The organism is Streptomyces sp. NPDC002888 (assembly GCF_042888465.1).
In the GTDB taxonomy this organism is placed as follows: domain Bacteria; phylum Actinomycetota; class Actinomycetes; order Streptomycetales; family Streptomycetaceae; genus Streptomyces.
Map to the genome: position 1 here is coordinate 22466 of NZ_JBIAPU010000027.1, position 26717 is coordinate 49182.

The 26717-nt window shown below is 69.9% G+C and carries 23 protein-coding genes; 9 read left to right on the forward strand and 14 right to left on the reverse strand.

The window, feature by feature from the left end; genetic code table 11:
• Positions 1 to 2: 2 nt before the first annotated feature.
• From ACFYWX_RS34965 to ACFYWX_RS34990, 6 genes are all read right to left on the reverse strand, one after another.
• Positions 3 to 1772, reverse strand: a complete 1770-nt coding sequence (locus tag ACFYWX_RS34965) for an IucA/IucC family protein (RefSeq protein ID WP_389428853.1) — start codon at positions 1770 to 1772, stop codon at positions 3 to 5.
• On the reverse strand, positions 1769 to 2293 hold the full coding sequence (locus tag ACFYWX_RS34970) for a GNAT family N-acetyltransferase (protein WP_389428854.1): 525 nt from the start codon (positions 2291 to 2293) through the stop codon (positions 1769 to 1771). Before ACFYWX_RS34970 ends, ACFYWX_RS34965 begins: the two co-directional genes overlap by 4 nt.
• Positions 2290 to 3573 (reverse strand): lysine N(6)-hydroxylase/L-ornithine N(5)-oxygenase family protein, encoded by a 1284-nt coding sequence (locus tag ACFYWX_RS34975; protein ID WP_389428855.1) that lies wholly within the window; start codon positions 3571 to 3573, stop codon positions 2290 to 2292. The genes ACFYWX_RS34970 and ACFYWX_RS34975 overlap by 4 nt, the downstream gene beginning before the upstream one ends.
• Positions 3557 to 4999: a lysine decarboxylase DesA gene (gene desA / locus ACFYWX_RS34980; protein WP_389428856.1), complete on the reverse strand. Its 1443-nt coding sequence runs from the start codon at positions 4997 to 4999 to the stop codon at positions 3557 to 3559. Before desA ends, ACFYWX_RS34975 begins: the two co-directional genes overlap by 17 nt.
• Positions 5000 to 5097: 98 nt before the next feature.
• On the reverse strand, positions 5098 to 5931 hold the full coding sequence (locus ACFYWX_RS34985; protein WP_389428857.1) for a siderophore-interacting protein: 834 nt from the start codon (positions 5929 to 5931) through the stop codon (positions 5098 to 5100).
• Positions 5932 to 6050: 119 nt separating this feature from the next.
• Positions 6051 to 7103 (reverse strand): ABC transporter substrate-binding protein, encoded by a 1053-nt coding sequence (locus ACFYWX_RS34990; RefSeq protein ID WP_389428858.1) that lies wholly within the window; start codon positions 7101 to 7103, stop codon positions 6051 to 6053.
• A gap of 474 nt (positions 7104 to 7577) precedes the next feature.
• Between ACFYWX_RS34990 and ACFYWX_RS34995 the strand changes: the two genes are divergently transcribed.
• From ACFYWX_RS34995 to ACFYWX_RS35010, 4 genes are all read left to right on the forward strand, one after another.
• Positions 7578 to 7751, forward strand: coding sequence for a hypothetical protein (locus ACFYWX_RS34995; RefSeq protein ID WP_389428859.1), 174 nt, complete (start codon positions 7578 to 7580; stop codon positions 7749 to 7751).
• A 97-nt stretch (positions 7752 to 7848) separates the two neighbouring features.
• Positions 7849 to 8946 carry a SagB/ThcOx family dehydrogenase gene (locus tag ACFYWX_RS35000; protein ID WP_389428860.1) on the forward strand — a complete coding sequence of 366 codons (1098 nt, stop codon included), beginning with the start codon at positions 7849 to 7851 and terminating at the stop codon, positions 8944 to 8946.
• Positions 8947 to 9004: 58 nt separating this feature from the next.
• Positions 9005 to 10291, forward strand: coding sequence for a cupin domain-containing protein (locus tag ACFYWX_RS35005; protein WP_389428861.1), 1287 nt, complete (start codon positions 9005 to 9007; stop codon positions 10289 to 10291).
• A complete protein-coding gene (locus ACFYWX_RS35010; RefSeq protein WP_389428862.1) occupies positions 10288 to 11568 on the forward strand; it encodes an MFS transporter in 1281 nt (426 codons plus the stop codon). The genes ACFYWX_RS35005 and ACFYWX_RS35010 overlap by 4 nt, the downstream gene beginning before the upstream one ends.
• An 84-nt stretch (positions 11569 to 11652) precedes the next feature.
• Here the strand turns inward: ACFYWX_RS35010 and ACFYWX_RS35015 are convergent, their stop codons facing one another.
• The 3 genes from ACFYWX_RS35015 to ACFYWX_RS35025 all read right to left on the reverse strand — a co-directional run bounded on the left by ACFYWX_RS35015 (position 11653) and on the right by ACFYWX_RS35025 (position 14096).
• Positions 11653 to 12099: a hypothetical protein gene (locus ACFYWX_RS35015; protein ID WP_389428863.1), complete on the reverse strand. Its 447-nt coding sequence runs from the start codon at positions 12097 to 12099 to the stop codon at positions 11653 to 11655.
• 81 nt (positions 12100 to 12180) lie between these two features.
• On the reverse strand, positions 12181 to 13284 hold the full coding sequence (locus ACFYWX_RS35020; RefSeq protein ID WP_389428864.1) for a 3-dehydroquinate synthase II family protein: 1104 nt from the start codon (positions 13282 to 13284) through the stop codon (positions 12181 to 12183).
• On the reverse strand, positions 13281 to 14096 hold the full coding sequence (locus ACFYWX_RS35025) for a 2-amino-3,7-dideoxy-D-threo-hept-6-ulosonate synthase (RefSeq protein ID WP_389428865.1): 816 nt from the start codon (positions 14094 to 14096) through the stop codon (positions 13281 to 13283). The genes ACFYWX_RS35020 and ACFYWX_RS35025 overlap by 4 nt, the downstream gene beginning before the upstream one ends.
• A gap of 312 nt (positions 14097 to 14408) precedes the next feature.
• On the opposite strand from ACFYWX_RS35025, the gene ACFYWX_RS35030 reads away from it, so the two are divergent.
• Positions 14409 to 15323, forward strand: a complete 915-nt coding sequence (locus ACFYWX_RS35030; RefSeq protein ID WP_389428866.1) for a BTAD domain-containing putative transcriptional regulator — start codon at positions 14409 to 14411, stop codon at positions 15321 to 15323.
• 85 nt (positions 15324 to 15408) lie between these two features.
• Here ACFYWX_RS35030 and ACFYWX_RS35035 read toward each other — a convergent pair whose 3' ends face one another.
• Together ACFYWX_RS35035 and ACFYWX_RS35040 are read right to left on the reverse strand one after the other, a co-directional pair.
• Positions 15409 to 16449, reverse strand: coding sequence for a ParB/RepB/Spo0J family partition protein (locus ACFYWX_RS35035; RefSeq protein WP_389428867.1), 1041 nt, complete (start codon positions 16447 to 16449; stop codon positions 15409 to 15411).
• A gap of 61 nt (positions 16450 to 16510) precedes the next feature.
• Complete coding sequence (locus ACFYWX_RS35040) at positions 16511 to 16990, reverse strand: RrF2 family transcriptional regulator (RefSeq protein ID WP_389428868.1); 480 nt, start codon at positions 16988 to 16990, stop codon at positions 16511 to 16513.
• Between the two features lie 92 nt (positions 16991 to 17082).
• Between ACFYWX_RS35040 and ACFYWX_RS35045 the strand changes: the two genes are divergently transcribed.
• The 4 genes from ACFYWX_RS35045 to ACFYWX_RS35060 all read left to right on the forward strand — a co-directional run bounded on the left by ACFYWX_RS35045 (position 17083) and on the right by ACFYWX_RS35060 (position 22625).
• A complete protein-coding gene (locus ACFYWX_RS35045) occupies positions 17083 to 18366 on the forward strand; it encodes a CynX/NimT family MFS transporter (RefSeq protein WP_389428869.1) in 1284 nt (427 codons plus the stop codon).
• Positions 18367 to 18695: 329 nt separating this feature from the next.
• The gene (locus tag ACFYWX_RS35050) at positions 18696 to 19940 is read left to right on the forward strand and encodes an FAD-dependent monooxygenase (protein WP_389428870.1); all 1245 of its coding nucleotides are present in this window, start codon (positions 18696 to 18698) and stop codon (positions 19938 to 19940) included.
• Positions 19941 to 19956: 16 nt separating this feature from the next.
• Positions 19957 to 21615, forward strand: coding sequence for a class I adenylate-forming enzyme family protein (locus ACFYWX_RS35055; protein WP_389428871.1), 1659 nt, complete (start codon positions 19957 to 19959; stop codon positions 21613 to 21615).
• Between the two features lie 2 nt (positions 21616 to 21617).
• Entirely contained in the window at positions 21618 to 22625 is a 1008-nt protein-coding gene (locus ACFYWX_RS35060; RefSeq protein WP_389428955.1) for a methyltransferase, read from the forward strand.
• A gap of 38 nt (positions 22626 to 22663) precedes the next feature.
• Here ACFYWX_RS35060 and ACFYWX_RS35065 read toward each other — a convergent pair whose 3' ends face one another.
• From ACFYWX_RS35065 to ACFYWX_RS35075, 3 genes are read right to left on the reverse strand one after another with little or no spacing between them, the layout of a single operon-like run.
• The gene (locus tag ACFYWX_RS35065; RefSeq protein ID WP_389428872.1) at positions 22664 to 23824 is read right to left on the reverse strand and encodes an acyl-CoA dehydrogenase family protein; all 1161 of its coding nucleotides are present in this window, start codon (positions 23822 to 23824) and stop codon (positions 22664 to 22666) included.
• Between the two features lie 5 nt (positions 23825 to 23829).
• Positions 23830 to 24780 carry a hydroxymethylglutaryl-CoA lyase gene (locus ACFYWX_RS35070; RefSeq protein ID WP_389428873.1) on the reverse strand — a complete coding sequence of 317 codons (951 nt, stop codon included), beginning with the start codon at positions 24778 to 24780 and terminating at the stop codon, positions 23830 to 23832.
• Complete coding sequence (locus ACFYWX_RS35075) at positions 24777 to 26717, reverse strand: acetyl/propionyl/methylcrotonyl-CoA carboxylase subunit alpha (protein WP_389428874.1); 1941 nt, start codon at positions 26715 to 26717, stop codon at positions 24777 to 24779. Before ACFYWX_RS35075 ends, ACFYWX_RS35070 begins: the two co-directional genes overlap by 4 nt.

The following is a 26717-nucleotide window of genomic DNA, read 5'->3' on the forward strand; positions in this document are numbered from 1 at the left end:
GGCTACCGGCCCGCCAGGGGGTTGTGCAGGTTGCCGACCAGCTGGAGGGCGCCGGACGGGTCCGCGAGGTCGACCATCTGCTTGTTGTTGCGCAGCTGGAGCCGGTTGAGGCAGGACAGCGCGAACTCGGGGGCGAACATGTCGTACTGACGGAACTTGTCTGCGAGTTCGGGCGCCGAGTCCTGGTACGCGCGGGTGACCTCGGCGACCGTGCGCCAGAAGTCGTCCTCCTCCAGGATCCCCTCGGTGGCGAGGTCCGCGGCGAGGAAGCGGAAGAAGCAGTCGAAGACGTCTGTGAAGATCGACAGGAGCTTCTTGTCCTCCGGCACCTCGACGCGGATCCGCCGCACCTCCGGCGGCAGCACCGCGTCCGGGTCCATGACCGCGATCTCCTCGGCGATGTCCTTGTAGATCGCCCGCTGCACGACCCCGTCCTTCAGGACCAGGATGACGTTCTCGCCGTGCGGCATGAAGACCAGGTCGTAGGCGTAGAAGCTGTGCAGCAGCGGGGTGAAGTATGCCCGCAGGTAGTGCCGCAGCCACTGAGTCGGCGTCAGCCCCGACTGCTCGATCAGCGCGCCCGCGAAGGAGGCGCCCTCGTGGTCGACGTGGAGCAGGGAGGCCATGGTGGCCAGGGACTCGCCCTCCTGGAGGGAGGGGACCGGGCTCTCGCGCCACAGGGCGGCCAGCATCTTGCGGTACGGCGAGTACCGGTCCGTCGCCTGCTCGTACTCCAGGTGCCGGTAGCCGACCGCCGCCCGCTCCCGGATGATCGACAGGCCCGTCGACTTCAGGACGGGGTCGCCCTCGATGAGCTGGGCCAGCCAGTCGTTGATCGCCGGGGTCGCCTCCATGTACGCGGCCGACAGACCGCGCATGAAGCCCATGTTGAGGACGGACAGGGCCGTCTTCACGTAGTGCTTCTCGGGGTGCGAGGAGTTGAAGAAGGTCCGGATGGACTGCTGGGCCAGGTACTCGTCGTCGCCCTCGCCCAGGCAGACCAGGTGCCGGCGGGCGACCTCGGCGGCGAAGGTGACGGTGAGCTTGTTCCACCACTGCCAGGGGTGGACGGGGATGAGGAGGTAGTCGGCGGGGTCGAGGCCCTGGTCCTTCAGCACCTGGCCGAACCGCTCGACGGTCGCCTCGCCCAACTCGTCCCGTACGAAGGACTCGTACTCGATGCCGACACCCGCCGTGAAGGCCGCCCTGTCCCGGTGCGCGGCCAGCCACACCAGCCGGACCGGGCTCGCGGTCTCCGGGGCGTACGACAGGTACTCGTGGATGCCGAAGCCGAGCCGCCCGTTGTTGGCGACGAAGCAGGGGTGGCCCTCGGTCATGCCGGTCTCGATGGCCTGGAAGCCGCTCTTCACGAGTTCCGCCGCCGGGACCTGCGGCTTGGTGAGCTTGTAGCAGGTGCCGGAGAGGGTGGAGGAGATCTCCTCCAGGTAGACCGGCAGGATGTCGTCGCTCAGGCCCAGCGTCTTCTTCAGCTCGATGAAGAAGTCCAGTGCGGCGAGCGGGAGTCCGGCGCCGTCGCGGCTGCGGGTGATCGAGTCGGCGTCCACCTGCCAGTGGTCGAGGGCGCGGCGGGTGGCCGTGAAGCGGTAGGACGTCAGACCGTCGTCGCTCCGTACGGCGTACCGGTCGCCGTCCTTCTCGGGAGCGATCAGCCGCTCGTGCGCGAACTCGGCGAGGGCCTTGCGGATGAGGAGGCGATTGGCCTTCTCCCAGCGCTCGGGGGAGAGGTGGGCCACGGCGTCGGCGAGGGTCATGCGGTCACCGCCTTCTCGAACTGCGCGCGCGTGCAGAAGCTCAGCAGCGCCTTCTTCTCGGGCTTGCGGATCTCGGCTTCCGCGGTGAACCCGACGGCCTCGTTCAGGGCGTGGACCGCCTTGTTGCGTACGTCCGGCTCGACGACGACGCGTTCCACCGCCGGGTCCTCGAAGAGGTACGCCATCACGGCGGTGATCACGGCCCGGGTGAAGCCGTGCTCGGGCCGGTCGGTGGGCGACACGAGGAAGTGCATGCCGACGTCGCCGGGCCGCGGGTCGTACAGGCCTGCCAGCTCGCGGTGGGCGGGGTCGTACTTCTCCATCAGGAAGGCGGGCTCGTCGTCGCGCAGGCCGAGGTACGCGTGGTGGTGCTCGTCGGCCGCGATCTCCATGTAGGTGCGCTCGACGTCCTCCAGTTTCGCGTCCTGCATCATCCAGAAGGCGGCCTTGGGGTGCGTGACCCAGCCGTGCAGCAGCTCGGCGTCCTTCAGCGGGTCGAGCGGGCGGAACGTGAAGGTCATATGCCGAACTCCTGGAACGCGATGGTCTTCTCGACCGGGTAGTACTCGGTGCCGAGCAGCTCACGGATGATGTAGCTGTTGCGATAGGCGCCCATGCCCAGGTCGGGGGACGTGACGCTGTGCGTGTGGACGCCGGCGTTCTGGAGGAAGACGCCCCGGCCGGTCACGTCGACGGCGTAGTTGCGGGCGACGTCGTAGTTGCCCTGGGAGTCGTAGCGCAGCCGGTCGCGGACGGGCTTCAGGAACTCGGGCTCGGCGTACTTGTAGCCGGTGGCGAGGACCAGGCCCTGGGAGGAGAGCTCGTAGTCCTTCTCCTGCTCCTCCTGGCGCAGGGACAGGGTGTACGTGCCGTTCTCGTACGTCGCGCCGGTGAGCGAGGAGTTGGTGAGCAGGCGCGTGGGGACGGGGCCGCCGAGGTTCTTCTGGTAGAGCAGGTCGAAGATCTCGTTGATGAGGTCGCCGTCGATGCCCTTGAACAGGCCCTTCTGCTCGGCGGTGAGGTGGTAGCGGGTCGGCTCCGGCAGCGCGTGGTAGTAGTCGATGTACTCCGGGGAGGTCATCTCCAGCGTGAGCTTGGTGTACTCGAGCGGGAAGAAGCGCGGGGAGCGGGTGACCCAGTTCAGCCGGTAGCCGTGGACGTCGATCTCGCCGAGCAGGTCGTGGTAGATCTCGGCGGCGGACTGGCCGCTGCCGACCAGCGTGATCGACTCCTTGCGCTGCAGCTCCGCTCTGTGCTCCAGATAGCGGGAATTGTGGATGAAGTCACCGCCCAGGCCCTGGCAGGCCTCGGGGACGTAGGGCGGGGTGCCGGTGCCGAGGACCAGGTGGCGGGCGCGGTACGTCTCGCCGGCCGCGGTCCGTACGACGTACAGCTCGTCCCCTTCGTCGTACGTCACGTCCGTGACCGTCGTGTCGAAGCGGACGCTGCTCAGCTTGTTCGCGGCCCAGCGGCAGTAGTCGTCGTACTCGACGCGCAGCGGGTAGAAGTTCTCGCGGATGTAGAACGAGTACAGCCGGCCCTTCTCCTTCAGGTAGTTCAGGAAGGAGTACGGGGAGGTCGGGTCGGCGAGGGTGACCAGGTCCGACATGAACGGGGTCTGGAGGTGGGCGCCGTCGAGGAACATCCCCGCGTGCCACTCGAAGTCGGGCTTCGACTCCAGGAAGACGCCGTCGAGTTCGGCGATGGGTTCGGTCAGGCAGGCCAGTCCGAGGTTGAAGGGGCCGAGCCCGATTCCCACGAAGTCATGGGTGGTGTTCGCGGATTCAGGAAGCGCGGTCAAGGGACTCTCCCAGGTACTGCTCGGCGTGGCCGGCGATCAGGTCGAGGACGGCGGCGATGTCGTCGGCCGTGGTCTCGGGGTTGAGCAGGGTGAACTTCAGGTAGTGGCGGCCGGCGACCTTGGTGCCCGCGACGACGGCGTCACCGGAGGCGAACAGCGCCTTGCGGGCGTAGAGGTTGGCGCGGTCGATCTCGGCCGGGTCGGTGACGGCCGACGGGATGTAGCGGAAGACCAGGGTGGACAGCGACGGCTGGACGACCACGTCGAAGCGGGGGTCGGCGGCCAGCAGCCGCCAGCCCTCCACCGCGAGGTCGCAGACCTCGTCGAAGAGCTGCCCGATGCCGTCGGCGCCCATCACGCGCAGCGTCATCCACAGCTTGAGGGCGTCGAAGCGGCGGGTGGTCTGCAGGGACTTGTCCACCTGGTTGGGAATACGTTCCTGCACCATGCGGCGCGGGTTCAGGTACTCGGCGTGGTAGGTCGCGTGGCGCAGCGTGGCCGCGTCCCGCACCAGCACCGCGGACGAACTCACCGGCTGGAAGAAGGACTTGTGGTAGTCGACGGTGACCGAGTCGGCGCGCTCGATGCCGTCGATGCGGCCGCGGTACTTCAGGGAGGCGAGCAGTCCGCAGCCGTAGGCGGCGTCCACGTGCATCCAGGTGCCGAACTGCGCGCACAGCTCGGCGATCTCGGGCAGCGGGTCGATGGAGCCGAAGTCGGTGGTGCCGGCGGTGGCGACGACGGCCATGGGGGTCAGGCCGTCCTTCCTGCACCGCTCCAGCTCGTGGGCGAGCGCGACGGTCTGCATGCGCTGGTCGTGGTCGACGGGGATGGAGACCACGGAGTCCTGGCTCAGACCGAGCAGTTTCGCGGACTTCTTCACGCTGAAGTGGCTGACCTCGGAGGCGAAGATGCGCAGTTCGGCCAGGCTGTCGGTCTTGGCCTCCTCACGGGCCAGCAGCAGCGCCTGGAGGTTGGACTGGGTGCCGCCGGAGGTGAACACGCCGTCGGCGGCCGGGCCGAGGCCGATGCGCTCGGCGGTCCAGTCGATGAGCCTGCGCTCGATGAGGGTGCCGCCGGCCGACTGGTCCCAGGTGTCGAGGGAGGAGTTGACGGCGGACAGGACCGCCTCGCCGAGCACGGCCGGGATGACGACCGGGCAGTTGAGGTGGGCGAGGTAGCGGGGGTGGTGGAAGTAGATCGCGTCGCGGAGGTAGACCTCCTCCAACTCGTCCAGGACGGCCGCGGTGTCGTGCAGCGGCTGGTCGAGGTCGATCCGCTCGATGCGGGGAGCGAGGGCGTCGACCGTGACGCCGGTGAACGGACGGTCGGTGGCGGCGAGTTTGGCGGCCACCCGCTCTACGCCTTCGGTCACGGAGCGGCGGTACTGCTCCGCGGTCGTGTCATTGAGCAGGTGCGAGCGCATGGTGAGGGTCCTCCGGTGGGGACGGTCCGTGGGGGAGACGAGCGAGGAGCGGGGCCTCAATTCAACTTAGGTTAGCCTAACCTAAGTAGGAAGGGCTGTCACTCCTGCGCCCGCAGCTGCTCCTCCGTCAGGCCCTGCCGCCAGTACCCGACGAACGTGACCCGGCGCCGGTCGACCCCGCGCTCGCCCACGAAGTGCCGGCGCAGCTGCTTCACGCACCCCGACTCGCCGGCGATCCACACGTACGGCCGCTCGGCGTGCGGGAGTCGGGCCTCCCGCAGCGCGGCGAGGGCCATGGGGGATCCCTCGCCGCGGGTCTCGTCCTGGATGAGCCAGGTGACCTCTGCGTCCGCCTCGGTCGGCAGGTCCTGGATGTCCCCGGCGTCATGGACCTCCAGCCAGGCCCGCACCCGCTGCCCGGCCGGCAGCGATTCGAGGATCGCCGAGACCGCCGGCAATGCGGACGCGTCGCCCCACAGCACCACCAGATCGGTGTCCTGCGGCGGCCGGAACCGGATCGCGCGGTTGTCGGCGACGGCGGGCCCGAGCAGCAGCACCCGGTCCCCGGCACTCGCCTGCGCGGCCCACCGCGAGGCGGGCCCCGCCGGAGTGTGCAGCACGAAGTCGATGTCGATCTCGTCCGGGTCGCGACGCAGCGCACGCAGGGTGTACGACCGCATCACGGCCCGTACGTCGTCCGGCAGTTCACGCCACCCCTGCCACCACCCGTCCCCGAGCTCCAGCGGCACCTGCGGCTCCCGTTGCCCCGGATGCGGCAGGAAGAGGGACAGCGACTGGTCCCGCCCCTCCGAGAAGAAGTACCGCAGTTCGTCTCCGGCGAACGTGACCCGGACCAGAGACGGCCCGAGCCGCCGAGTCCGCACTACGTGCAGGGAGAAGAACCGGAACGGGGCGGCGACGGCCGTAGTCATGGGGTAACTCCTGAATCGACGTCAGGGAAGCGCCCCAAAGGGGCGCGGGGCTGTTTCGATTTGCGGCTCCGCCGCGTGGGCGCGACCAGCCACAACGGACCCGCAGCTCACCCGATTGCTCAGCTGACCTTCTTGGCCTTCTCCAGAGCCTCGGCAAGGCTGGTGAGCAACGGCACGCACTTGTCGTAGGACAGAATCGGCTCGGGGTTGCGCGCGATGACCTGCCCCGCCTTCACCGCGGGCAACTTCTTCCACGTCGCCTCAGAGATGTCAGCGGGCTGGATCGCCGACGTCCGGTTGTCCATCATGATGATGTCCGCCCCGTACTTGTCGACGTTCTCCCAGCTCAGCGACTCGAACCAGCCGCCACCCTGCTTCTTCGCCGACTCCGGCGGCTCCACGAAGTTCACGCCGAGCGCCTTGAAGTACTCCAGGTCGATGGAGAGGTTGGTGCCGGAGACGTAGAACAGCTCCTGGCTCGCCGACCCCGCGAGGACCTTGATGTCGGGCTTGGCCTTGGCCGCGGCCCGCAGCCGGGCGGCCGCGTCCTCGAACCGCTTCTTCGCGTCCGTCACCTTGGCGGACGTCACGTCCGCGCCCAGGGCCTTGGCGAGCTCCAGCATCCGCTGCAGGGGCTCCGTCAGCTGGCGGTCGTAGACGGAGATACCGATGCTCGGCGCCCCCACGGCCTCGATCTTCTTCTTCGACTCCTCCGGCACGTACCAGAGGGTGCCCGCGTCGTCGAACATCGTGGAGACGAGCAGATCGGGCGCGAGGGCCGCGTACTTCTCGACGTTGAACTCGCCCCAGACGTTGCCGAGGATCTCCACCTTGCTGATGTCCATGTCGCCGGCCTGGACGTCGGCCTTGCCGTCCGTGGTTTTGGTCGGGCCGAACACGCCCTTGACCTGGACGCCGTAGTCGTACAGCGCGGCGGCGACACCGGTGAACGCGACGATGGCGGACGGGGTCTTGTCGGCCTTCACGGTCTGGCCGCGGTCGTCCTTGAAGGAGAAGGGGCCGGAGTTCTTGGCCGCCGTCTCACCGCTGCCCGCGTCCCCGCTTTTCTTCTCTTCGTCACCGCAGGCCGCGAGCGCGGCACCGAGGCCGAGGGCGCCGCCCGCGGCGAGGATGCCGCGACGGGTGAGGTGGATGGCACGGGCGTTGGACATGGGTATGACTGCTTTCGAACGGGGCGGAGCGCCCGCCGGACAGGTTCGAAGGTAGGTTAGCCTAACCTCACTGACCGTCCCAGAGGGTGGGTCCAAGTAGCGGGAGTGCCCAGGTCGAGGGGGCCCTGATCCTTGAGTTGCGTGTGAATCGCAGATCGCAGGTGGACTCGAACGCTCCGCGACGTCGAATCCCGCGCTCATAAAAAATCCCGACGCCTGCAGAAAATGGCTGATTCGGGGAAAGAGCAAGACTCTGGTCAATTCTTGGCGGGGATCCTAGTGGCACCCTGTCGAGAATCGCTCAAGGCCTGCCTCGTGATGTGGCGAAGGCTGATTCAAGAAGCGATGAGCGGTGGAGTTGCGCCACTCTAGTTGGCTCTCACCTGCGGTTTCTCCATGAGGTCGATGCGGTGATCGCCGCATTTTTAGCCAGGAATCGTTGAGTGTCTTGCCGGATCCGAAACACCGGACCTAATGTCCAATGAGTCGGCAGGGCGAAAAGGAACCCAGGCTGCAAAGGGGCTTCTCTTCTCTCATGGCCGGCGTGTCGGAGAACTGCGAACCAAGGAAGCGGAGGTGACAAAAATGGAGCTCGACATCGAGATCGTCGAGGACGGCCAGGTGCTGCTGCACCACCCGTCCACCTGATCGTCCCGCGCGGACGAACGGTAAGTCCGGCTGTGATGCCTCAGGGCATCACAGCCGGACCACACCTGAGAGCGCAGTCGCTGAGAGGGAGACGTGAATGAAGGTCCGCCGTCCCGCAAACCTGGTCCTGCGGTGGCTTCCCGAAGGACTGGAGGTCGGAGTCCCGGGGCGGGCGCAGTGGGTGAGGCTCTCGGACGATCTGCGCAAGGTGCTGGACCGGGCCGGGGACGGAATCGACCTGGATGATCTGGCGGGCGGGTTCGGCTCGGAGTACGAGGCGCAGGTGCGCCGAGCGGTGACCGGTCTGCTCCGGCTCGGGGTGCTCGCCGCCGTGGACGAGACCCGTCAAGTACCGCCCCTGTGGCAGCGTTGGGGCGGCTTGGCGCAGCGGTTCCACATCGAGGCACGGGATGTCGACTATCTCGTCGACTCACCCCGGCGGGCCGACGAGGCGGAGGCGATCCTGGCCGAGGGCGACGCCCCCTCGGCGTTCAAGGAGTACGCGGACAGCCCTGTGGTGCTGTTGCCGCGCCGGCCTCTGCCCTTGACGACGCCTGTGGACGATGTCTTCGCCGGACGGCGTACCCATCGCCGGTTCGCGGACGTTCCCGTCTCCCTCGACCAGCTCGGGACACTGCTTTTCCACAGCTTCGCGCCGCACCGGTTCATCGACGGCGGGGACTTCGGGGTACAGCAGTGCCGGGTGAGCGCCTCGGCCGGTGGCCGCCATGAAGTCGAGGCGTATGTCGTCGTCCACAACGTCACCGGTGTCCCGCCCGGCCTGTACCACTACTCGGTGGTGCGCCATGCGCTGGAACTCCTGGACGCCGAGGTGGACCGGGCGCGACTGGCCGACCTGACCTATCACCAGGAAGCCTCGTACCAGGGCGCGTTCACCGTCATCACCACGGCCGTCGCCAATCGTCTGGCCTGGAAGTACCGTCACCCACGCGCCTATCGCCTGTGGATGTACGACGCCGGGCACTACGGCCAGACCTTCGCGTTGGCCGCCACGGCTCTGGGCCTCGGCCCCTTCCAGACCGTCGCCTTCGCCGACAGCCGGGTGGAGCGGTTCCTGGGCGTCGAACCCGATGACGAGTTCGCCGTCTATCTGTTGGCCGCGGGGGTACCGGAGGAGCCCGCCTCGCTGCTCCCGGCCGACTTCGCCTTCCCACGCCCGGGAGCGGTGCGATGACACAGCGGTTCACAGCGGTTCGTCTTCCGCACCGGGCCTTCTGCCGCAGGAGTGGGCCATGAGTTTGAAGCGCTGTGTCGCACTGCCGCCGGACGAGTTCCGCGCGTCGGTGTTCGGTCACAGGTACCTGCACACCCGGGCCGCCGATCTGGCGGGCGACTTCACCGACCTGTTCTCCCCACAGGCCCTGGAAGAACTGGTCTCGGGAGGGTTGCGCACCTCTTCTCTGCGACTGGTGCGTGACGGTGTGGAACGTGACGTGACCCAGGGCTGCATTCCCGAGTCCGGTGACGCTCCCGGAACCGCCCCGTTCCCCGACACCGATGGCATTCGTCACGCGCTCGCCGCCGGACAGACCCTGATCGTGCGCTCCCTGCACCGCTTTCACCCGCCGATACGGCGCTTCGCGCAGGAACTCGCCGCCGAAATGGGGCACCCCGTCAAGGTCAACGCGTTCGTCACCCCACCGGGGTCCCAAGGGGTGGATCTGCATTTCGACGTCCAGGACGTCCTGGTGCTGCAGATCGCGGGTGACAAGCGGTGGCTGTTGCGTACGCCGCCGCTGCCCGACCCCCTGTCGGCCCATGCCTGGTTCGACGTTCCGGCGCGGCGGCGGGAGGAAATGCGCGCGGCCAGCCGACCGCTCGCGGATCTGGTGCTGCGGGCCGGCGACAGCCTGTACCTGCCGCGGGGGACGATGCACTCACCGATGGCACGGGAGACGTTGTCCATCCATCTCACCGTCGCCGTCTCCACGATCACCCGTCACGATCTGCTCACCGAACTCGTGCGCCGAGCGGTCGACGACGACTGGATGCGCGTCGGTGTGGACACCGACGGGCTCGTCGCGGACTCCGAGCTCGCGCGGGACCTGTTCAAGGAAGCCGGCGAACGGCTCGCGGCGCTGGCCGCCGACGCGGCTCCGGAAGAGGTGTTGTGGTCGCTGCGCAGATCGGCGTTCCGGGAGCAGACTCCGGAACCCGTGCCGATTCTGCCCATGCCGGACGGGTTACGGCCACAGGGTGTTCACCGACTGCGAGCGGGCGTGTACTTTCACACGGCTTCCGTGAAGGATGACGTTCAGCTGTCGGTGGGAAACCGCCGGGTGCGGCTGCCCGCGGCGGTGTCGCCCTTCCTGGCGGCGTTGCACCGTGATCAGGTCGCGGACATGGCGGGGCTCACCGCGGCCCTGGGCGAGGACAACGCGCGAAAGGTGGCCGCGGCGCTGGTCGACATCGGTCTGCTGCTGCCACCCTCCGCCGCGCCCTGGCATGCCGCCGCAGCGCAAGAGGCTGTGCTGCCGAACGGCGCACCGAGAAGAGAAAGCGACCCGGACGACTCATGACGGAAGACACCACCGCGGCCGGCCGTGTCGACAAGGACGCCGGGCGGGGCACGTCATCCGCCGGGAAGCTGCGGGATCACCCGCAATTCCTGCGGCTGTGGGCGGGGCAGGCCAGTGGGGCCGTGGGCGACCAGGTGTTCCCGGTGGCGCTCAGCCTGTACGTCCTGCACGAGGGAGGCGGTGCGGCGCAGGTCGGCCTGGTGCTGGCCGGCCGGGCCGTGGCCCTGGTCGTGTGTCTGCTGATCGGCGGTGTGATCGCGGACCGGTTGCGCCGCACCCGCATCCTGATCGCCGCCGATGGCTTCCGCGCGGCCGTCCTGCTCGCCACCGCGCTGTTCCTCACCTGGCTGCCGCTCGGCCTGCTGCCCCTGGTCACTGCCTTGGTCGGGGCCGGCGAGGCCCTGTCCCGGCCGGCGTCGCGCTCACTGCTGCCGAACCTGCTGCCCGACGCCCTCCTTGAGCGCGGCAACGCCCTGGTCTCCGCGGCGCAGCGGGGCGCTGCCGTCTGCGGCGCGCTGGTCGGGGTGACCGCGGTGACGGTGATCGGGGTGCGGTCCGCGTTGCTGGTGACCAGCGCCGTGTTCGCGTTGGCCGCGTTCTGTGTGCTGCAGGTGTCGGACTCCAGGCCCGCGGCGGCCGCCCGCGCGTCCGTGCTCGGTGAGGCCGCCTCCGGGCTTCGGGCCATTCGCCGACGCCCCTGGGTGATGGCCGTCATGGCAACGGTGTGCCTGCACCTGTTCGCCGGCTCGGCGACCGCGCTCACGCTTTTGCCGATCGTGGCGCGGCGCGACTTCGGCGGCGATGTGGCGTACGGCGCCGTGCTGGCCGCCATGGGGGCCGGCGCTCTTCCGGCCATCGTGCTGGCGGGGCGCTGGCAGCCCAGGGCACGAGGCGCCGTGTCGATGCTCGCGCTGACCGGGTACGCGTTGGTGCCACTGAGTCTGGCCGCGCCGTTCCCGCTGCCCGTGGTGATCCTCTGCTTCGCGCTGGGTGGCTTCGTGGTCGAGCTCTACTTCGTCTACTGGATCTCCGCGTTGCAACGCGCCTTCCCCGACGAACTTCTGGGCAAGGTATTCGCACTGGACCAGCTCGGCGCGTACGCGCTCCTGCCCGTCGGATTCGCGCTCGTCGGCCCCTTGGTCGCCTGGCTGGGCATGACCGGCACCCTCCTCGCCGGAGGCGCCGTGGTCGCCGCGTCGAGCCTCCTGTGCCTGACCGTGCCCGGCGTGCTGCGCTTCGAGAACCGCGCCGGGGACCAGAACGGCCTGTCCGGATAGGCGGGGTGCCTGTCCGCAGAGTTGTGGTTCGCAGTGCGCCCGGGCCCCACCGACCGGTGGGGCCCGGGCGCACTGGGGCTTCGTTCACACCGCTGCCGCCAGGTAACGCAGTGAAGCCAGTTCCGGGCGGGCGACGGCTCGTCCGGGGGCCCGGCTTCTGGCCGCCAGGACCTCCCGCAGGAGCGCTTCCCTTTGGTGCAGGGCGCCCGGTCGGCCGGTGAGTACCCGCTGCCACGAGGTGGATGTGGACCCGCGCGGGATGCCGTCCTCGGCGTGGTGGTCGACTCGGCAGTCCAGCACGATGCCTCCGTCCGGCTCGTGCAGCAGCCGGGACAGGCCGATGCGGACGGACGACTCGGAGAAGTCCACCACCACGGTGTCCTGGTCGCACAGGACATGGTGGGCCTCGGCCAGCCGCCGGTCCCCGATGATCATGACGAACCGGAGGGCGAGACCGCGCCGTTCGAACGCCGCCGGTCGCCGCGCCGGCCGCGGGCCCGCCGGATGCGGGGAAGTGCGTGTGCCGAGCATGAGTCACTCTCCCTGTGGCTTCCGTGCGGTGCGGGGCGGACCCGGCCGGGGCGAGGGGGGTCGCGCCCCGGCCGGGTGGACTCACTTCTCCAGGCAGAACTCGTCGATCGGGTAACCGACATGACGGTCTTCCACGGGCAGGTAGCCGAGTACCTTGTCGCCGGGCTTGAGTTCGGTGCTGTTGAGCACCGATCCACCCGGTCCGAGGACCCGCACGTGCCAGTCGTCCTGCAGGATCAGATTGGCGGTGCGGCCGTCGGGCCCGATGGCGTCGATGGACAGCAGAGGACGGGACTCGATCTTGACGCGGCCCACGGTCACGAGCCGGGTCCGGCCGTGGATGTCCACCGCGGTGACCTTGCTGCCGGACTTCAACTCGCTCAGATAGCTGGTGCGTTGGTCCTTGGCGAGCGTGTACGAGTGGATCGCCCCGGCGTTGACGCGGAACGGGCGGGTGGGCATGTACGGCAGGGGATGGGTTTCGCTGACGCAGAGGATCATGCCCTTGGAGTGCGAGCCGACGAGGATCCCCTCGTCCTCGCGGAAATACGTGGCGGTGTCCACACAGGCCCGCTCGCCCATCCCCACGTGAGCGGTCGCCGTGATCTCGAGTTCGACGAGTTCCAGATCGGGTACGCCGGCCTCGGCCGCCTGCTTGAGCGCCGTGGCGTCGCCGACGCGCGCCGGGGCCATGAGCACTCCGTCCGAGCCCAGCTCCAGCACGCCGAAGATGATCTCGGCTTCCTCGACGTCCTGCGCGACCGTGATCAGGCTCCCCTTCGCCCCGGCCGCCGCGGCGATCACGATTTCCAGCGGGATCTTCGTGGGATCGCGGAAGAACAGCAGACTCCACTTGTCCATGCGGCCGGACCGGCAGGCGTCCTCCAGAGTCGCGGCATCCTTGATCTCCACGTACCGCCCGAACTCGACGTCCGGGTGGCGGACCGCCAGTTCTGCGGGGTCCCCGTGCTTGGCCGGGTCGACCACGACCACGTCGGCGGTGCCGAAGTCCTCCGGCAGCGGGCGGTCCTGGGGAAACAGGATCTTCTTCACGGTCGGCGGCAGATGCTCCAGGTCCTCGGGGACCGCGGCGAGGATGCCGCCGACGCGCGCGTGAACCGCTTCTTGGACGATGGCTTCCTTCGCGGAGCCGACGTTACGAATGTCGATCCAGCTGAGCTTCACATCACACCTGCCATACGTCGGGAAGTGAGGGGGGCGGGGGTTTCGGTCGGGCCGTGCACGATGTCGGCGAGTTCCCGGACCACCTGGCCCGGAGTCAGGGAGGAGAAGACGCGCCGTCCCACCGCGAGGCCTCGGCAACCGGTGGTCAGCGCGGTACGGGCGAATTCGGTCAGGCTCTGCTCGCTGTCGGGACCGCCCGCGACCAGGATCGGCACGGGTGAGGCGGCGACGACCTCGGCCATGCGTTCCGCCGGGCTCGCGAAGACCGTCTTCACCAAGTCGGCGCCGAGGTCGGCGGCGATGTTGGCCACGTGTGCCACCTGCTCGGGGGAGGCGGGGCCGGTCAGTCTCGGGCCGCGCGGATAGACCATGGCGAGCAGCGGCATGCTCCACCGGTCGCAGGCCGCAGCCACCGCGCCCAGGTCGGCGAGTTGTGCGGACTCGGTGTCGGCGCCGATGTTCACGTGGACGCTGACCGCGTCCGCTCCCAGCCGGATCGCCTCCTCGACGTCCCCGACCAGGACCTTGGCGTTGCTGTCGGGGCCGAGCGCGGTGCCGGCGCTGAGGTGCACGATCAGCGAGCAGGTGGTGAACAGGCGAGGGGCGAGCAGTCGGGCCCGGCCTTTGTGTACGACGATGCCGTCCGCTCCGCCGTCCACGATGTCGCGTATCAGGTCGTCGAAGGCGGCGGCCGTGGTGATGGGGCCGTCGGACACCGAGTGGTCCAGAGGGACGAGAAGAAGACGTCCGTCGTCATGACCGGACAGCCTGGCTAAACGTATTGATCTTCCGGTTAACGGTCCGCGCGCCATCGGGTGCTCCTTCTGCCGGTTGATATGGAACAGGCGGAGGTTGGTTTCGGCGGGGCGCTTGCAGCGTCACAGAAGGCGTTCAAGAAACGGTTGAAGGAACCGTTGAATTGCAGCTCGGGATTGCGGGAGAGCCGCCTCGCGCCACTTGAACCGCAGGTCGCGGCGGTTGTCCGTGCAACCGAGGAAGTTCCTCGGTTGCACAGTGGGAAACCGGCTGGTCGAGCTTTTTCGTATATTTAAAGCCAGGTCGGCCGAAACCGGCCTTGTTGACGAGCGGAGGCTCTTACATTTAGATCGTTTCAGCCAATCCTTGTGGCCGATTCACTGGCAATTGATGACCGGATTTCGAGTGATGGGGGAAATGTGTACCAGTCGAAGTATTCGACCGAACTCGGCCTCGATTTCCACATCGCGTGTGAGGCCCCCCGGGTCGAGAGAACTCACCCCCGTGTGCAGGCCAGGGTCCTGGGCGCCCTGCACATCGGTGTCGAGGGGGCGGTCGAACCCGTCGCGGTCGCACCGAAGATCCGAACGGTCCTGGCCATGTTGCTGGTCCATGTCGATCAGGTGGTCCCGGTCCAGGTCCTGGTGCGTGAACTGTGGCAGGAGAACCCGCCCGTAACGGGTCTGCGCACCCTGCAGACGTACATCCTGAATTGCCGCAAAATGCTGGCGCGAGTCACCGGTCGCCCGGCCGCCCGGATCTCCCAGGAGATGTTGGTGACCGGATCCGGTGGTTACAGCTTGAAAGGGGACCAGCTCCAGCTCGACTGGCTGGAGTTCCAGCAGCTGACGAAGCTCGGCTGCAAAGCGCTGGGCGAAGGGGAGACAATTGAGGGAATTGGACTGCTTGATGCGGCCTTGGAGTTGTGGCAGGGGGATGCGTTGGCGGACGCGCCGGCCGGTCCCGTACTCGATTCCAGACGGAGGCTCTTCGAAGAGTCCAGACTCGACGCCATAGCGATGCGGGCCGAGGCCCACATCAAGGCCGGACTGCATCAAAGGGCCATCACCCAGCTCGCCGCCGTCACCCGGGAGCACGCGCTCCACGAGGGCCTGCACCACCAGTACGTACGCGCGCTCGCGCTCGGTGGCCGTCGGGCCGAGGCCCTGGGGGTGTTGCGCGGCCTGCGGGTGCGCCTCGTGAACGAGATCGGAATCGAACCCGGAGCCCCGCTCCAGGACCTCCAACTGGCCATCCTGAACTCGGATTCCGGCACCATGTGAGGCACTTCGCCGACGACGACCCGAGGCCCCGGAACGACCGTTCGCGGGCCGCGTGTGCCGCGGGCCGTCGCCGCCGGACAGGGTTCTAGACGGCAGGGGCGGTGCTCCATGGGGTCGCCGGTTGGAATGACGGGGCCGGGGCGGATGTCCTGACCAGGGTGGCCAGCTCCTGCCAGACCTCCGCGCAGGCCGTGGCCATCGCGGAGATCGAGTCCGCGCAGTGCGCCGGCACCGCCGCGGCGATATGCCGATGGTCCGCGGCCATGTGGACCTCCATCATCCGCAGCAGCAGACGCCCGGTCTCGGTCATCCGCAGGGACGGATCCCGGCACAGGCTGCGGAACATCGCCTCACGCGCCTCGGCCGACAGGGGCGCCGGGTCCTGGTGGGAAGTCAGGTGCGGCGGCGCGGGACGCGGTGACCTCGGCGCGGTCGCCGGTGTCGCCGACGCCGGCCGCCGTCTGGACGGCACAGGATCCTTGCCGCGCTCCAGCCTGTTGCGCACGTCGCGGACGGTCCCCGGTGCGATCCCCGCCCTCTTGGCGATGCTGCGCAGCGACGCGGTGGGGTCCTCGGCGATGAGCCGGGCCGCGATCCTGCGCCCCTCGGCGCTGCTGAGCGGGCGGACCCTGCCGTCCTTGCCGATGCGGGCCGGTCGGCCGGCATCGGCAAGGACCCTGAGGCGTCGGGAGCCGACCGTCTTGGCCGACAGACCGGTGGCGGAGGCGATGGCGCGGTCGGACAACTCCGGGTGTGTGCGGATGATGCGGATCGCGGCGGCGGTGCGCTCGGCCGCGGACAGCGGCAGTCCGTGCCTGACGTTGGCCTTGACCGCGAGGAGGAACGCGTCCTTGGCCGGCCCGTCGAAGAACCGCACCTGGATCTCGCGGCTGCCGCGCCACCGGGCGGCCAACAGCCGGTGCGTGCCGTCGATGACGCGCATGGACGGACGGTGCACGATGATCGGCGGCAGCGGCGCCTCCGATTCGGCGAGCAGACGGACGTGTTCGTCGTCCTCGCCCCCCTGCCGAGGTGAGTCGGCCGGCAGCAGACAGGCGATCGGTACGACTTCCACGGTGGACAGTTCGGAGCCGAACGTGGGTGCCAGGCACTCGTCGGGGCTCATTGCTCGGTGCACCTCCGGAGACATCCAGTAAGGGGGCGGCGCGGGCAAGGCGAGCGGCGGGCTATCCCGTCCCGGCCAGCCACTGCCGTACCGACCCCATGGCCGATCCCGCACTGTCGGCCTCGATGTCCCGGGTGAGGTCGGCGATCGTGATGCCCCTCAGCGCCGCCCGCCACGCGGCGTCGGCGGCGGCCATGGCCCGCGACACGGCGCAGGGCTTCTCGCACTCCTCGGGGCCCAGCGCGAGCGGGCCCTGCCTGCGGATCTCCGTACAGCGGAAGGCCGGTTTCGGCCCGTCGATCGCCAGTACGACGTCCAGGACGGAGACCTGTGCGGGGGGCTGGGTGAATGAGTACCCGCCGACCGGCCCCGGTGTGGAGCGCAGGATGCCGGCCTGGGAGAGCGACTGCAGGTGCTTGGCGAGGTAGGCCGGCGGGATGCCGTGCAGCTGCGCGAGCCGTGCGGCCGGTACGGGTGCCTGGCTCTGACCGAGCGAGACGCAGCAGTGCAGGGCCCACTCGACTCCGTTGGACAGCTTCATGACGCCAGGATAGCAATCTCGGACTCCGAATATCCGAGATCCCTGATATAAACGAGGACAGTAAATATCCGAGATAGACGAAGGTGCAGGTCATGAGCGAGACTGAAGATCGTTTATCCTCGGCGTCACCCGCCGTCGCGGCATCTGGTGGCCGCTCGGAAGACGCCGCTCCCTCACCCGGCCAGGCGCGCGCTGCCCTCGGTTTCGCCGCCGTCGCCCTGTTTGTGGCGGCGGCCAACCTCCGTCCCGCTATCGCCGCGGTCTCTCCCCTGGTGGACCGCATCCGCGCGGACCTGGACCTGTCGGCGACCGCGGTGTCGCTGCTGACGACCATCCCGACCCTGGCCATGGGCCTGTGCGCTCCGCTGGCCGCGTCGGTGGGCCGCCGGTGGGGACTGCAGCGCGGCGTGCTGATCGGTCTGACCGTCGTCGCCGTGGCGACCGCGGCCCGAGGTCTGGGCCGGGCCACCTGGCTGCAGCTGTGCTGTGCCGCCGTCGTGGGCGCCGGCATCGCGATCGCCCAGACGCTGCTGCCGGCCGTCGTGAAAACCCGCTTCGCCGACCGCGCCGGCCTGGTGACCGGGATCTACACGGCAGGGCTCGGACTCGGCGGCGCGGTGGCGGCCGGCGCCAGCGCACCCCTCGCCGACGCGGTCGACTCCTGGCCCGTGGCCCTGGCGTCGTGGGCCGTCCTCGCCGTCGCCGGCATCGTGCTCTGGTCGGCGGCGAAGGGGCCACTGCGCCTCGCCCACGTCGACGGCCCCAAGGGCCCGGCCACCACCGGCCTGCCCTGGCGTTCCGGCCTGGCCTGGCGGATCACCGCGATCTCCGCCGGCAACTCCGCCCTCTACTACTGCGAGTTGGCGTGGATCGCGCCGCTGCTGCACGACGACGGTGGACTGAGCGAGGCCCGGGCCGGCTTCATGCTCACGGTGATGATCTCCATCCAGGTCGTCGCGATGCTGGGCGTTCCCGTCCTGCTCGGCGAGCGCGCCGACAAACGCTTTGGACTCGCGGTGACGACGGCGCTGACCGCCGTGGGTTTCCTGGGTTTCGCCTTCAGCCCGGGCACCGGCACCTGGCTCTGGGTCCTCGCCATGGGCGTCGGACACGGCGGACTGTTCACGCTGGTGCTGACGCTGCCCGTCTCGGCGAGCCGTGACGCCGCCCAGGCCGGGCGGTTCGCCGCGATGGCCTTCTTCGTCGGCTACGCGTGCGCGGCCGTCGGACCGGTCGCCGTGGGCGGCCTGCGCGACGCCACCGGTGACTACCGCCTCGCCTTCGGTCTCCTCGCCGCCGTCACCCTGCTCATGCTCGCCCCCATCGCCCGGCTGTCACCGCGCCAGATCGAGAAGGACCAGCACACCTCCGCCTGAGCGCTCCCCGGTGTGCCGGCTGCGGGACCGTCGTGACCGGTCGCGCTCACGGACCGTACGCCGGGCGGCCGAACCGGACCGCCCGGACCACAGACCGGCAGGAGCCCATCCGAATCCCCCGCGGGTGGGCTCCTGCCTCTTTTCACGCTCCTTGCCTCTTTCCACGCCCCTGCCCATGGCATTGAGCGCTCGTACTGCTCGACCTCGACAGAGGTTCGGCTCGACCTCGACAGGTGTTTGCGACGCTGGCGGCACCTTGCGGTCCGGGCGACGCGCCGGCCCTCACGGCGTCGCCCGGCCCCAACGTCCCCCTGGTCGAGAGGATGCGCATGGCCCCGTCGAAGGCACAGGTAGCCATCGTGGGAGGTGGCGTAGCCGGCCTGGTCACCGCCACGCTTCTGCACGGTCACGGCATGGACGTCCGGCTCTTCGAGCAGACACCGGTGCTCGGGGCCGTGGGCGCGGGCATCCAGCTCTCGCCCAACGGGGTGCGCATCCTGTACCGGCTCGGGCTCGCGGACGCTCTCGCCCGGACCGGGGTGCGGGCCGGAGCCATCGAGACCCGGCGGTGGGACGACGGAAGCCTGATCTCCCGGGTCCCGCACGGCGCCCAGTGCGACACATGGTTCGGCGCCCCGTACTACTTGATCCACCGCGCGGATCTGCAGCGCTGTCTGGTGTCCGCCCTGCCCGAGGGCATCGTCGAACTCGGCAAGGGCTGCGCCCGCCTGGTGGAACGGCCCGACACGGTCGAGCTCCATCTCACGGACGGCTCCGTCACCACCGCCGACCTGGTGATCGGGGCCGACGGTGTGCACTCCGTCGTCCGCAAGGCGGTCGTCGACGACGAGCCGCGGTTCTCGGGCTACTCGGTGCACCGCGGTCTCCTCCCGGCCGAGGTGGTGCCCTCCTTCTCGCGTGATCCGCGGGTCGTGTTCTGGCTCGGCCCCGAGCGGCACGTCACGTACTACCCGATCGTGGGCGGCGACACGGTCCACTTCAGCGCCGTCGGCGTCAGCCCGGACGCACGCTCCGGTTCCTCGTCGTCGCCGGGCACGGTGGAGGACCTCGACGCGGCGTTCACCGGCTGGCACGAGGAGGTCCGGCGGGTGGTGACCGCCGCCGCGTCGGTCACCCGCTGGGACCTGTTCGACCGTGACATGGCCGACCGGTACGCCACCGACCGGGTGGTGCTGCTCGGCGACGCCGCGCACCCCACCCTTCCCTATCTGTCGCAAGGGGCGAACCAGGCGCTCGAGGACGCCTTGGTCCTCGCGCGCTGTCTTCAGGACGCGGGCCCCGGCGCACTGACCGGGGCCGTACGCCGCTACGAGCAGCTCCGCATGCCACGTACCGCCGACGTTCACCGGCGCGCCCGCGCACTGGGGCGGACGTTCCACCTCCCCGATGGCGCGCACCAGGAGCGGCGCGACCGTGAGATGCGCGCGCGGCAGGGCCTGGAGCACTTCGACTGGCTGTACGGCCACGACGCCGCGGCGGCGGCCACGGCCCCGGGCCCGGAACCGGCATCCGGGCGGGAGCCCGCGGTCGCGCGTCTCACCCATCGCCCCTGACCTACGAGGAGAACCAGTGCTGCACACGTTGTTGAGCCGGGTCACCCGCGGGAACGGTTTCTACATCGGCGACATCTTCCATGCCGCCGCGCGCCGCGACGCCACGACCCAAGTGACGCTCGATCGCCCGCCGCAGTGGGCCCCCGACCGCGGTACGCATTTCACTGTCGGTCAACTGGCCGATCAGATAGACGAGTTGGCGGCCCGCCTGTGGGCGGCCGGAGTCAGGCCCACCGAGCGGGTGGCGCTGTACAAGACCGACAACTTCGACATCGCGCTGCTCGCCTGCGCCGCCGCGCGCATCGGCGCCGTGCCCGCGCTGCTGTCACCGGCGCTGGACGGCGCGGTGGCGCACGAACTGCTCGTCCGGCTGGAGAAGCCGTGGTTGCTCACCGACGGCGACACCATGGCGGGCAAGCTGGGCGGCGTGCCGTCGGCCGACGATGTGCGGGGGGTCCTGCTGTCCGCCGGGACGGCCCCCGCCGACCTCGCCGCGAAGGCTTCCGAGCGGACCCCCCAGGTGACCGCGCTCGCCGAGTACGCCGACGCGCCCCGGCGCGAGCCGGTGTTCCTCCACCCGCGCCAGCCGTCACTGATCACACACAGCTCCGGTACGACCGGCATCCCGAAGCTGGCCGTGCACTGTCCCGAGACCGGCTGGCACCGGCTCGTGCCGCAGCGGTTGGTGTCCTGGCCCATCCGGGAGCGGGAAACGGCCGCGCTGTGCATGACGTTCGTGCACTCCCGCTTCTACCAGGGGCTCGCCATGTTCCTCAGCCACGGCAACCCGATGGTGATCGCCGTGGATCCGCACCCGGACCGCATCGGCCCGCTGTTCGTCCGCACCCGCCCCGGATACATCGAGACCCACCCCAACACGTACGTCGACTGGGAGGAACTCGACGACGCGCCGGGCGCTCCCCTGTCGAGCGTCCGGGTCTTCGGCGCCACGTTCGACGCGATGCACCCGCGCACCATCCAGCGGATGCTCGCCGCCTCACGACACAAGCGGCCGGTCTTCGTCCAGTTCTACGGGCAGTCGGAGATCGGTCCCATGGCCGGACGCTGGTACACGCGCCACACCGCCCACAAGGCCGACGGCCGTTGCGTCGGGATGCCGTTGCCCGGCTTCATCTCCATGCGCGTCGTCGACGACACGGGCCGGCGGCTCGGGACCGGACGGACCGGCCACCTCGAAGTACGCAGCCGCACCCGGATCCTCACCTACCTGGGCGAGGACGAACGGTTCGAGAGCCAGCTGCACGACGGCTGGTGGCGGGTCGGCGACATGGGCTACCTCAGCCGCTGGCGCCTGCTGCACCTGATGGACCGCGAGGTGGACCGTATCGAGGCCGTGGACAGCAACCTCGCGGTCGAGGACCTCCTGATGAGCCGCCTCGAAGAACTGCGCGAAGTGGTGATCGTGGCGGGCCCGCAGGGCGAGCCGATCCCGGTCGTGGCCACCCGGGGCGAGGTGCCCCTCGACGAGAAGCGGTGGCGGCGGGCGACCTTCGACCTGCCCTTGATGAGCCCCTTCCGCCAGCTCGGGTTCGACGACCTGCCACGCACCTCGACCCGGAAGGTCCAGCGATCCGAGCTGGCCCGGCTGGTACGGGAAGGGCATCCGCCGCCCACCGAGCCGGACCAGACGTCGGACACCACGGTGGGAGCGTGACCATGAAGGACACCGCAGGAAGTCAACTGTTCGAGCTCATGGCCGGGTTCTGGAAGACCCAGGCCGTATACCTCGCGACCGAGTCCGGCATCGTCGACGCCATCGCGGCGGCGGGCCGCGCCCCGACCATCGACCTGTCCATCGAGACCAGGACCGACGCCGACGCGCTGGGGCGGCTCCTGCTGTTCCTGGAGAGCCTGGGCGTGGTCGACGGCGACGAGGCGAGCGGCTGGGCGCTGACCGAGGTCGGCGAGCTGCTGCGCACCGACACCCGTGACTCGATGCGCGACCATGTGCGCATCTACGGCTCGCACTTCTACCCGGCGTGGGGCGCGCTGTCCCACTCGTTGCGCACCGGCCGCTCGGCGTTCGCGCACGTCTACGGCTCCGACCTGTTCTCCTACCTGCACCAGAACCCCGAGGTCTCGCTGACCTACGAGCGGGCCATGGTGGCGGGCACGCCCTTCTTCGCCGAGGTCAGCGGCGCCTACGACTTCTCCGGGGCGCGGCGGATCGTGGACGTCGCCGGCGGCCACGGAGCACTCCTCAACGAGATCCTGAACGCGAACCAGGGCCCGCACGCCGTCCTGTTCGACGCCCCGCACGTGATCGAGGAGACCAGGGACCGCCCGATCGCCACGGACCACGCGGACCGGTGCGAACGGGTCGCCGGGAACTTCTTCGAGTCGGTCCCCTCCGATGGGGACGTCTACCTCCTCTCCCGCATCCTGCACTGCTTCGACGACGAGGCGTGCCATCGGATCCTCACCAACTGCCGTCGTGCGATGGCCCCGGGCGGCAGGTTGGTGATCCTTGAACGCGTACTGACCCGGGGCACCGGCTCCTCGCTGACCCAGGGCTACAACATGCACATGCTGGTGGTGCTCGGGGGCGGCCGGGAGCGGGACGAGACGCAGTACCGCACGCTCCTCGACAAGGCCGGCTTCACGGTGGAGTCCCTCCACGGCCTTCCCCTGGAGACACACCTCATGATCGCGGCACCGAGCTGACCGGCCCGGCGTTGTTCCTCCCCTGACGAGGACGGACGTCAGCTCGTCAGGCCCAGCTCCCGCGCGATCAGCATCCGCTGCACCTCGCTCGTGCCCTCGCCGATCTCCAGGATCTTGGAGTCGCGCCACATCCGGGCCACCGGATACTCGTTCATGAAGCCATAGCCGCCGTGGATCTGCGTGGCGTCGCGGGCGTTGTCCACGGCGACGGTGGACGAGTACAGCTTCGCCAGCGCCGCCTCCTTCTTGAAGGGTTCGCCGGACACCAGACGTGAGGCCGCGTCACGCCAGGCGAGGCGGGCCGTGTGGGCCTTCATCTCCATGTCGGCGATCTTGAACTGGATCGCCTGGTTGGCGCCGATGGGCTTGCCGAAGGCATGGCGTTGCTTCGCGTACTTCACCGACTCGTCCACACAGCCCTGCGCGAGGCCGGTGCCGAGCGCCGCGATGGCGATGCGGCCCTCGTCCAGGATGTGCAGGAACTGGGCGTAGCCGCGGCCCTCCTCGCCCAGCAGGTTGGCCGCCGGGACCCGCACGTCGTCGAAGGACAGCTCGCGGGTGTCCGAGGCGTTCCAGCCGACCTTCGAGTACGGCTGCGCCACCGTGAACCCGGGCGTGCCCGAGGGGACGATGATCGCCGAGATCAGCGGCCGGCCGTCCGGCTTGCGCCCGGTGACGGCCGTGACCGTCACCAACCCCGTGATGTCCGTGCCCGAGTTGGTGATGAAGCACTTCGTGCCGTTGATCACCCATTCGTCCGTCTCCGCGTCCAGCCGGGCCGTCGTCCGGGTCGCCCCCGCGTCCGAGCCGCCGTCCGGCTCGGTCAGCCCGAAGGCGCCGAGGACCTCCCCGGTGCACAGCCGCGGCAGCCACCGGCGCTTCTGCTCCTCGGTGCCGAACAGGTGGATCGGCATCGCGCCGAGCGAGACACCCGCCTCCAGGGTGATCGCCACCGAGGAGTCGACCCGGGCCAGCTCCTCCAGGGCCACGCCGAGGGCCAGGTAGTCGCCGCCCATGCCGCCGTACTCCTCCGGGAACGGCAGCCCGAACAGGCCCATGCGGCCCATCTCGCGGACGATCTCGTACGGGAACTCGTGCCGCTCGTAGAAGTCGCCGATCTTCGGCGCCACCACGTCGTGCGCGAACTCCTCGACCGTGCGGCGGAGTTCTTCCAGTTCGGGGGAGAGTCGGTGGTCCATGTCGGTCAGTGCTCCTCGGTGCCCTGGGCGTCCTCGTGGGAGAGGGCTCGGACGGTGCGGGACGGGCTGGGTCGGCCCAGTTGGTCGGCCATCCACACGCTGGTGGCGACGAGACGGCCGAGATCTACTCCGGTGTCGATGCCGAGCCCCTGAAGCATCCACACGAGGTCTTCGGTGGCGAGGTTGCCGGTGGCGGACTTGGCGTACGGGCAGCCGCCCAGTCCGCCCGCGGAGGCGTCGACGGTGGTGACACCGTGCTGGAGGGCGGCCAGGGTGTTGGCGAGTGCCTGACCGTAGGTGTCGTGGAAGTGCACGCCCAGCGCGCCGACCGGAACGCCCCGTTCGCCGAGCGCGGTCAGCAGGGCGCTCACGTGCCCCGGGGTCGCCACCCCGATCGTGTCGCCGAGGCTCAGCTCGTCGCAGCCCATGCCGGTCAGGGCCGCGCAGACCCGCACCACCTGGGCGAGAGGCACCGGGCCCTCCCACGGGTCGCCGAAGCACATGGAGAGGTAGCCGCGCACGTGCACGCCCTCCGCCTTCGCCCGGGCGACCACCGGCTCGAACATCGCGAGCGCCTCGTCGACCGTGCGGTTGAGGTTGGCCTTCGCGAAGGACTCGGTGGCGCTGGCGAAAACGGCGACGCGCCGCGCCCCGAGCGCCAGGGCCCGGTCCAGGCCGCGCTCGTTCGGCACGAGGACCGGCAGCGCGACCGGCAGCTCGCTGACCGTCGGGAACAGCTGCTCGGCGTCCGCCAGCTGGGGCACCCACTTGGGGTGCACGAAGCTGGTCGCCTCGATCGTCGTCAGGCCCGCGTCGGCCAGCCGGCGGATGAACTCCGCCTTGACCTCGGTCGGCACCGCCGACTTCTCGTTCTGCAGGCCGTCGCGCGGGCCGACCTCGTGGATGCGGACGCGGGCGGGCAGGTCCTGGGCCGGTACGGCCATGGGGAGCGTCATTTCTCCTCCTCCGGAGCCTCCACCGGGGCGATGACCGCGAGCACCTGCTCCATGGCGACCGTCGTGCCCGGTGTCACGTCCAGCTCGGTGACCGTGCCCGCGTGCGGGGCGGAGACGACGTGCTCCATCTTCATCGCCTCCACCACCAGCAGGCTCTGACCTGCGGTCACCTCGTCGCCGACGGCCACCTTCACCACCGTCACCGTCCCCGGCATGGGCGCGGTCAGCGAGTCGGCGCCGGAGTGCGCGGCCCGGTTCAGGGACGCGGCCACGGGGTCGTGGTCGCGCACGTGCCAGGCGTCGCCGTCGCGGCCGAGCCAGTCGGCGGCGCGGTGGAAGGTGTGGCGGACGCCGTCCAAGGTGACAAGGACCCGGTCGTCGGTGACGGTGTGGGTGCCGCGCGGCACGTACTCCACCGGGTCCTGCACCCGCAGGTGGAAGCCGACGGGCCGCGGCTCACCGCCGAGCCGCCAGCCGCTCGGCACCGAGAAGGGGTCCGTCCAGCCCTCGGCCGCGGGGGGCCGCAGCGCATCCAGCCGTACGGCCGCCGCCGCCTCGTACACCTCGTCCGGTACGTCGGTGGACACGAGCCCCTCCACCTCCCGCTCCACCAGACCGGTGTCCAACTCCCCGGCCACGACCGCCGGATGGGCCAGCAGTCTGCGCAGGAACCCCGCGTTGGTCTGCACCCCCAGCGTGACCGTCTCCGCGAGGGCCGCCCGGAGCTTCCTGAGGGCGGTCGCGCGGTCGGGGCCGTACGCGATCACTTTGGACAGCATCGGGTCGTACAGGCTGCCGACCTCCGTGCCCTCGCTGAGCCCGGAGTCGGTGCGGACGCCGTCGCCCTGCGGTTCGCGCAGCCTGAGGACCGTGCCGCCCGACGGCAGGAACCCGCGTGAGCCCTCTTTAATGGACACAGTTTCGGCGCAGATACGGGCCTCGATGGCGTGACCGGTGAGCGCGATGTCGTCCTGCCCGAAGGACAGGGGCTCGCCCGCCGCCACCCGCAGCTGCCACTCCACCAGGTCGAGGCCCGTGACCAGCTCGGTCACCGGGTGCTCCACCTGGAGGCGGGTGTTCATCTCCATGAAGTGGTAGGAGGAGGGGTCGCCGCCGGGGACGATGAACTCCACCGTGCCCGCGCCCCGGTAGCCGCAGGAGCGGGCCGCCTGCACCGCCGCCTCGCCCATCGCGGCACGGGTCCGCTCGTCGAGGAGGACGGACGGCGCCTCCTCGACGACCTTCTGGTGGCGCCGCTGCAGGGAGCACTCGCGCTCGCCCAGATGCACGACGTTGCCGTGGCCGTCGGCCAGGACCTGGATCTCGATGTGCCGGGGCCGGTCGACCCACCGCTCCACGAGGAGCGTGTCGTCGCCGAAGGAGGCGCGGGCCTCGCGGCGGGCGGCGGCGATCTCGTCCTCCAGCGCGGTCAGGTCCCGCACCAGGCGCATGCCCTTGCCGCCGCCGCCCGCCGAGGGCTTGAGCAGCACGGGCGCCCCGAGCTCGTGGGCCGCCTCGGCCAGCTCGGGGTCACGGCCGCCCGGCACCACCGGCACCCCGGCCGCCCGCACCGTCTCCTTGGCGCGGATCTTGTCGCCCATCAACGCGATGGCGTCCGCCGGAGGACCGATGAACACCAGCCCCGCCTCGGCGCACGCGCGGGCGAAGCCGGCGTTCTCCGCGAGGAAGCCGTACCCGGGATGGACCGCCTGCGCGCCCGTGCGCGCCGCGGCCTGCAGGAGCCGCTCGACGGACAGATAGCTCTCGGCCGCGGGTGCCGGTCCGATCCGTACCGCCGTGTCGGCCTCACGGACGTGCCGGGCGTCCGCGTCGGCGTCGGAGAAGACGGCCACCGAGCGCACGCCCATCGACCGCAGCGTCCGGATGACGCGGACGGCGATCTCGCCCCGGTTGGCCACAAGCACTGTGTCGAACAT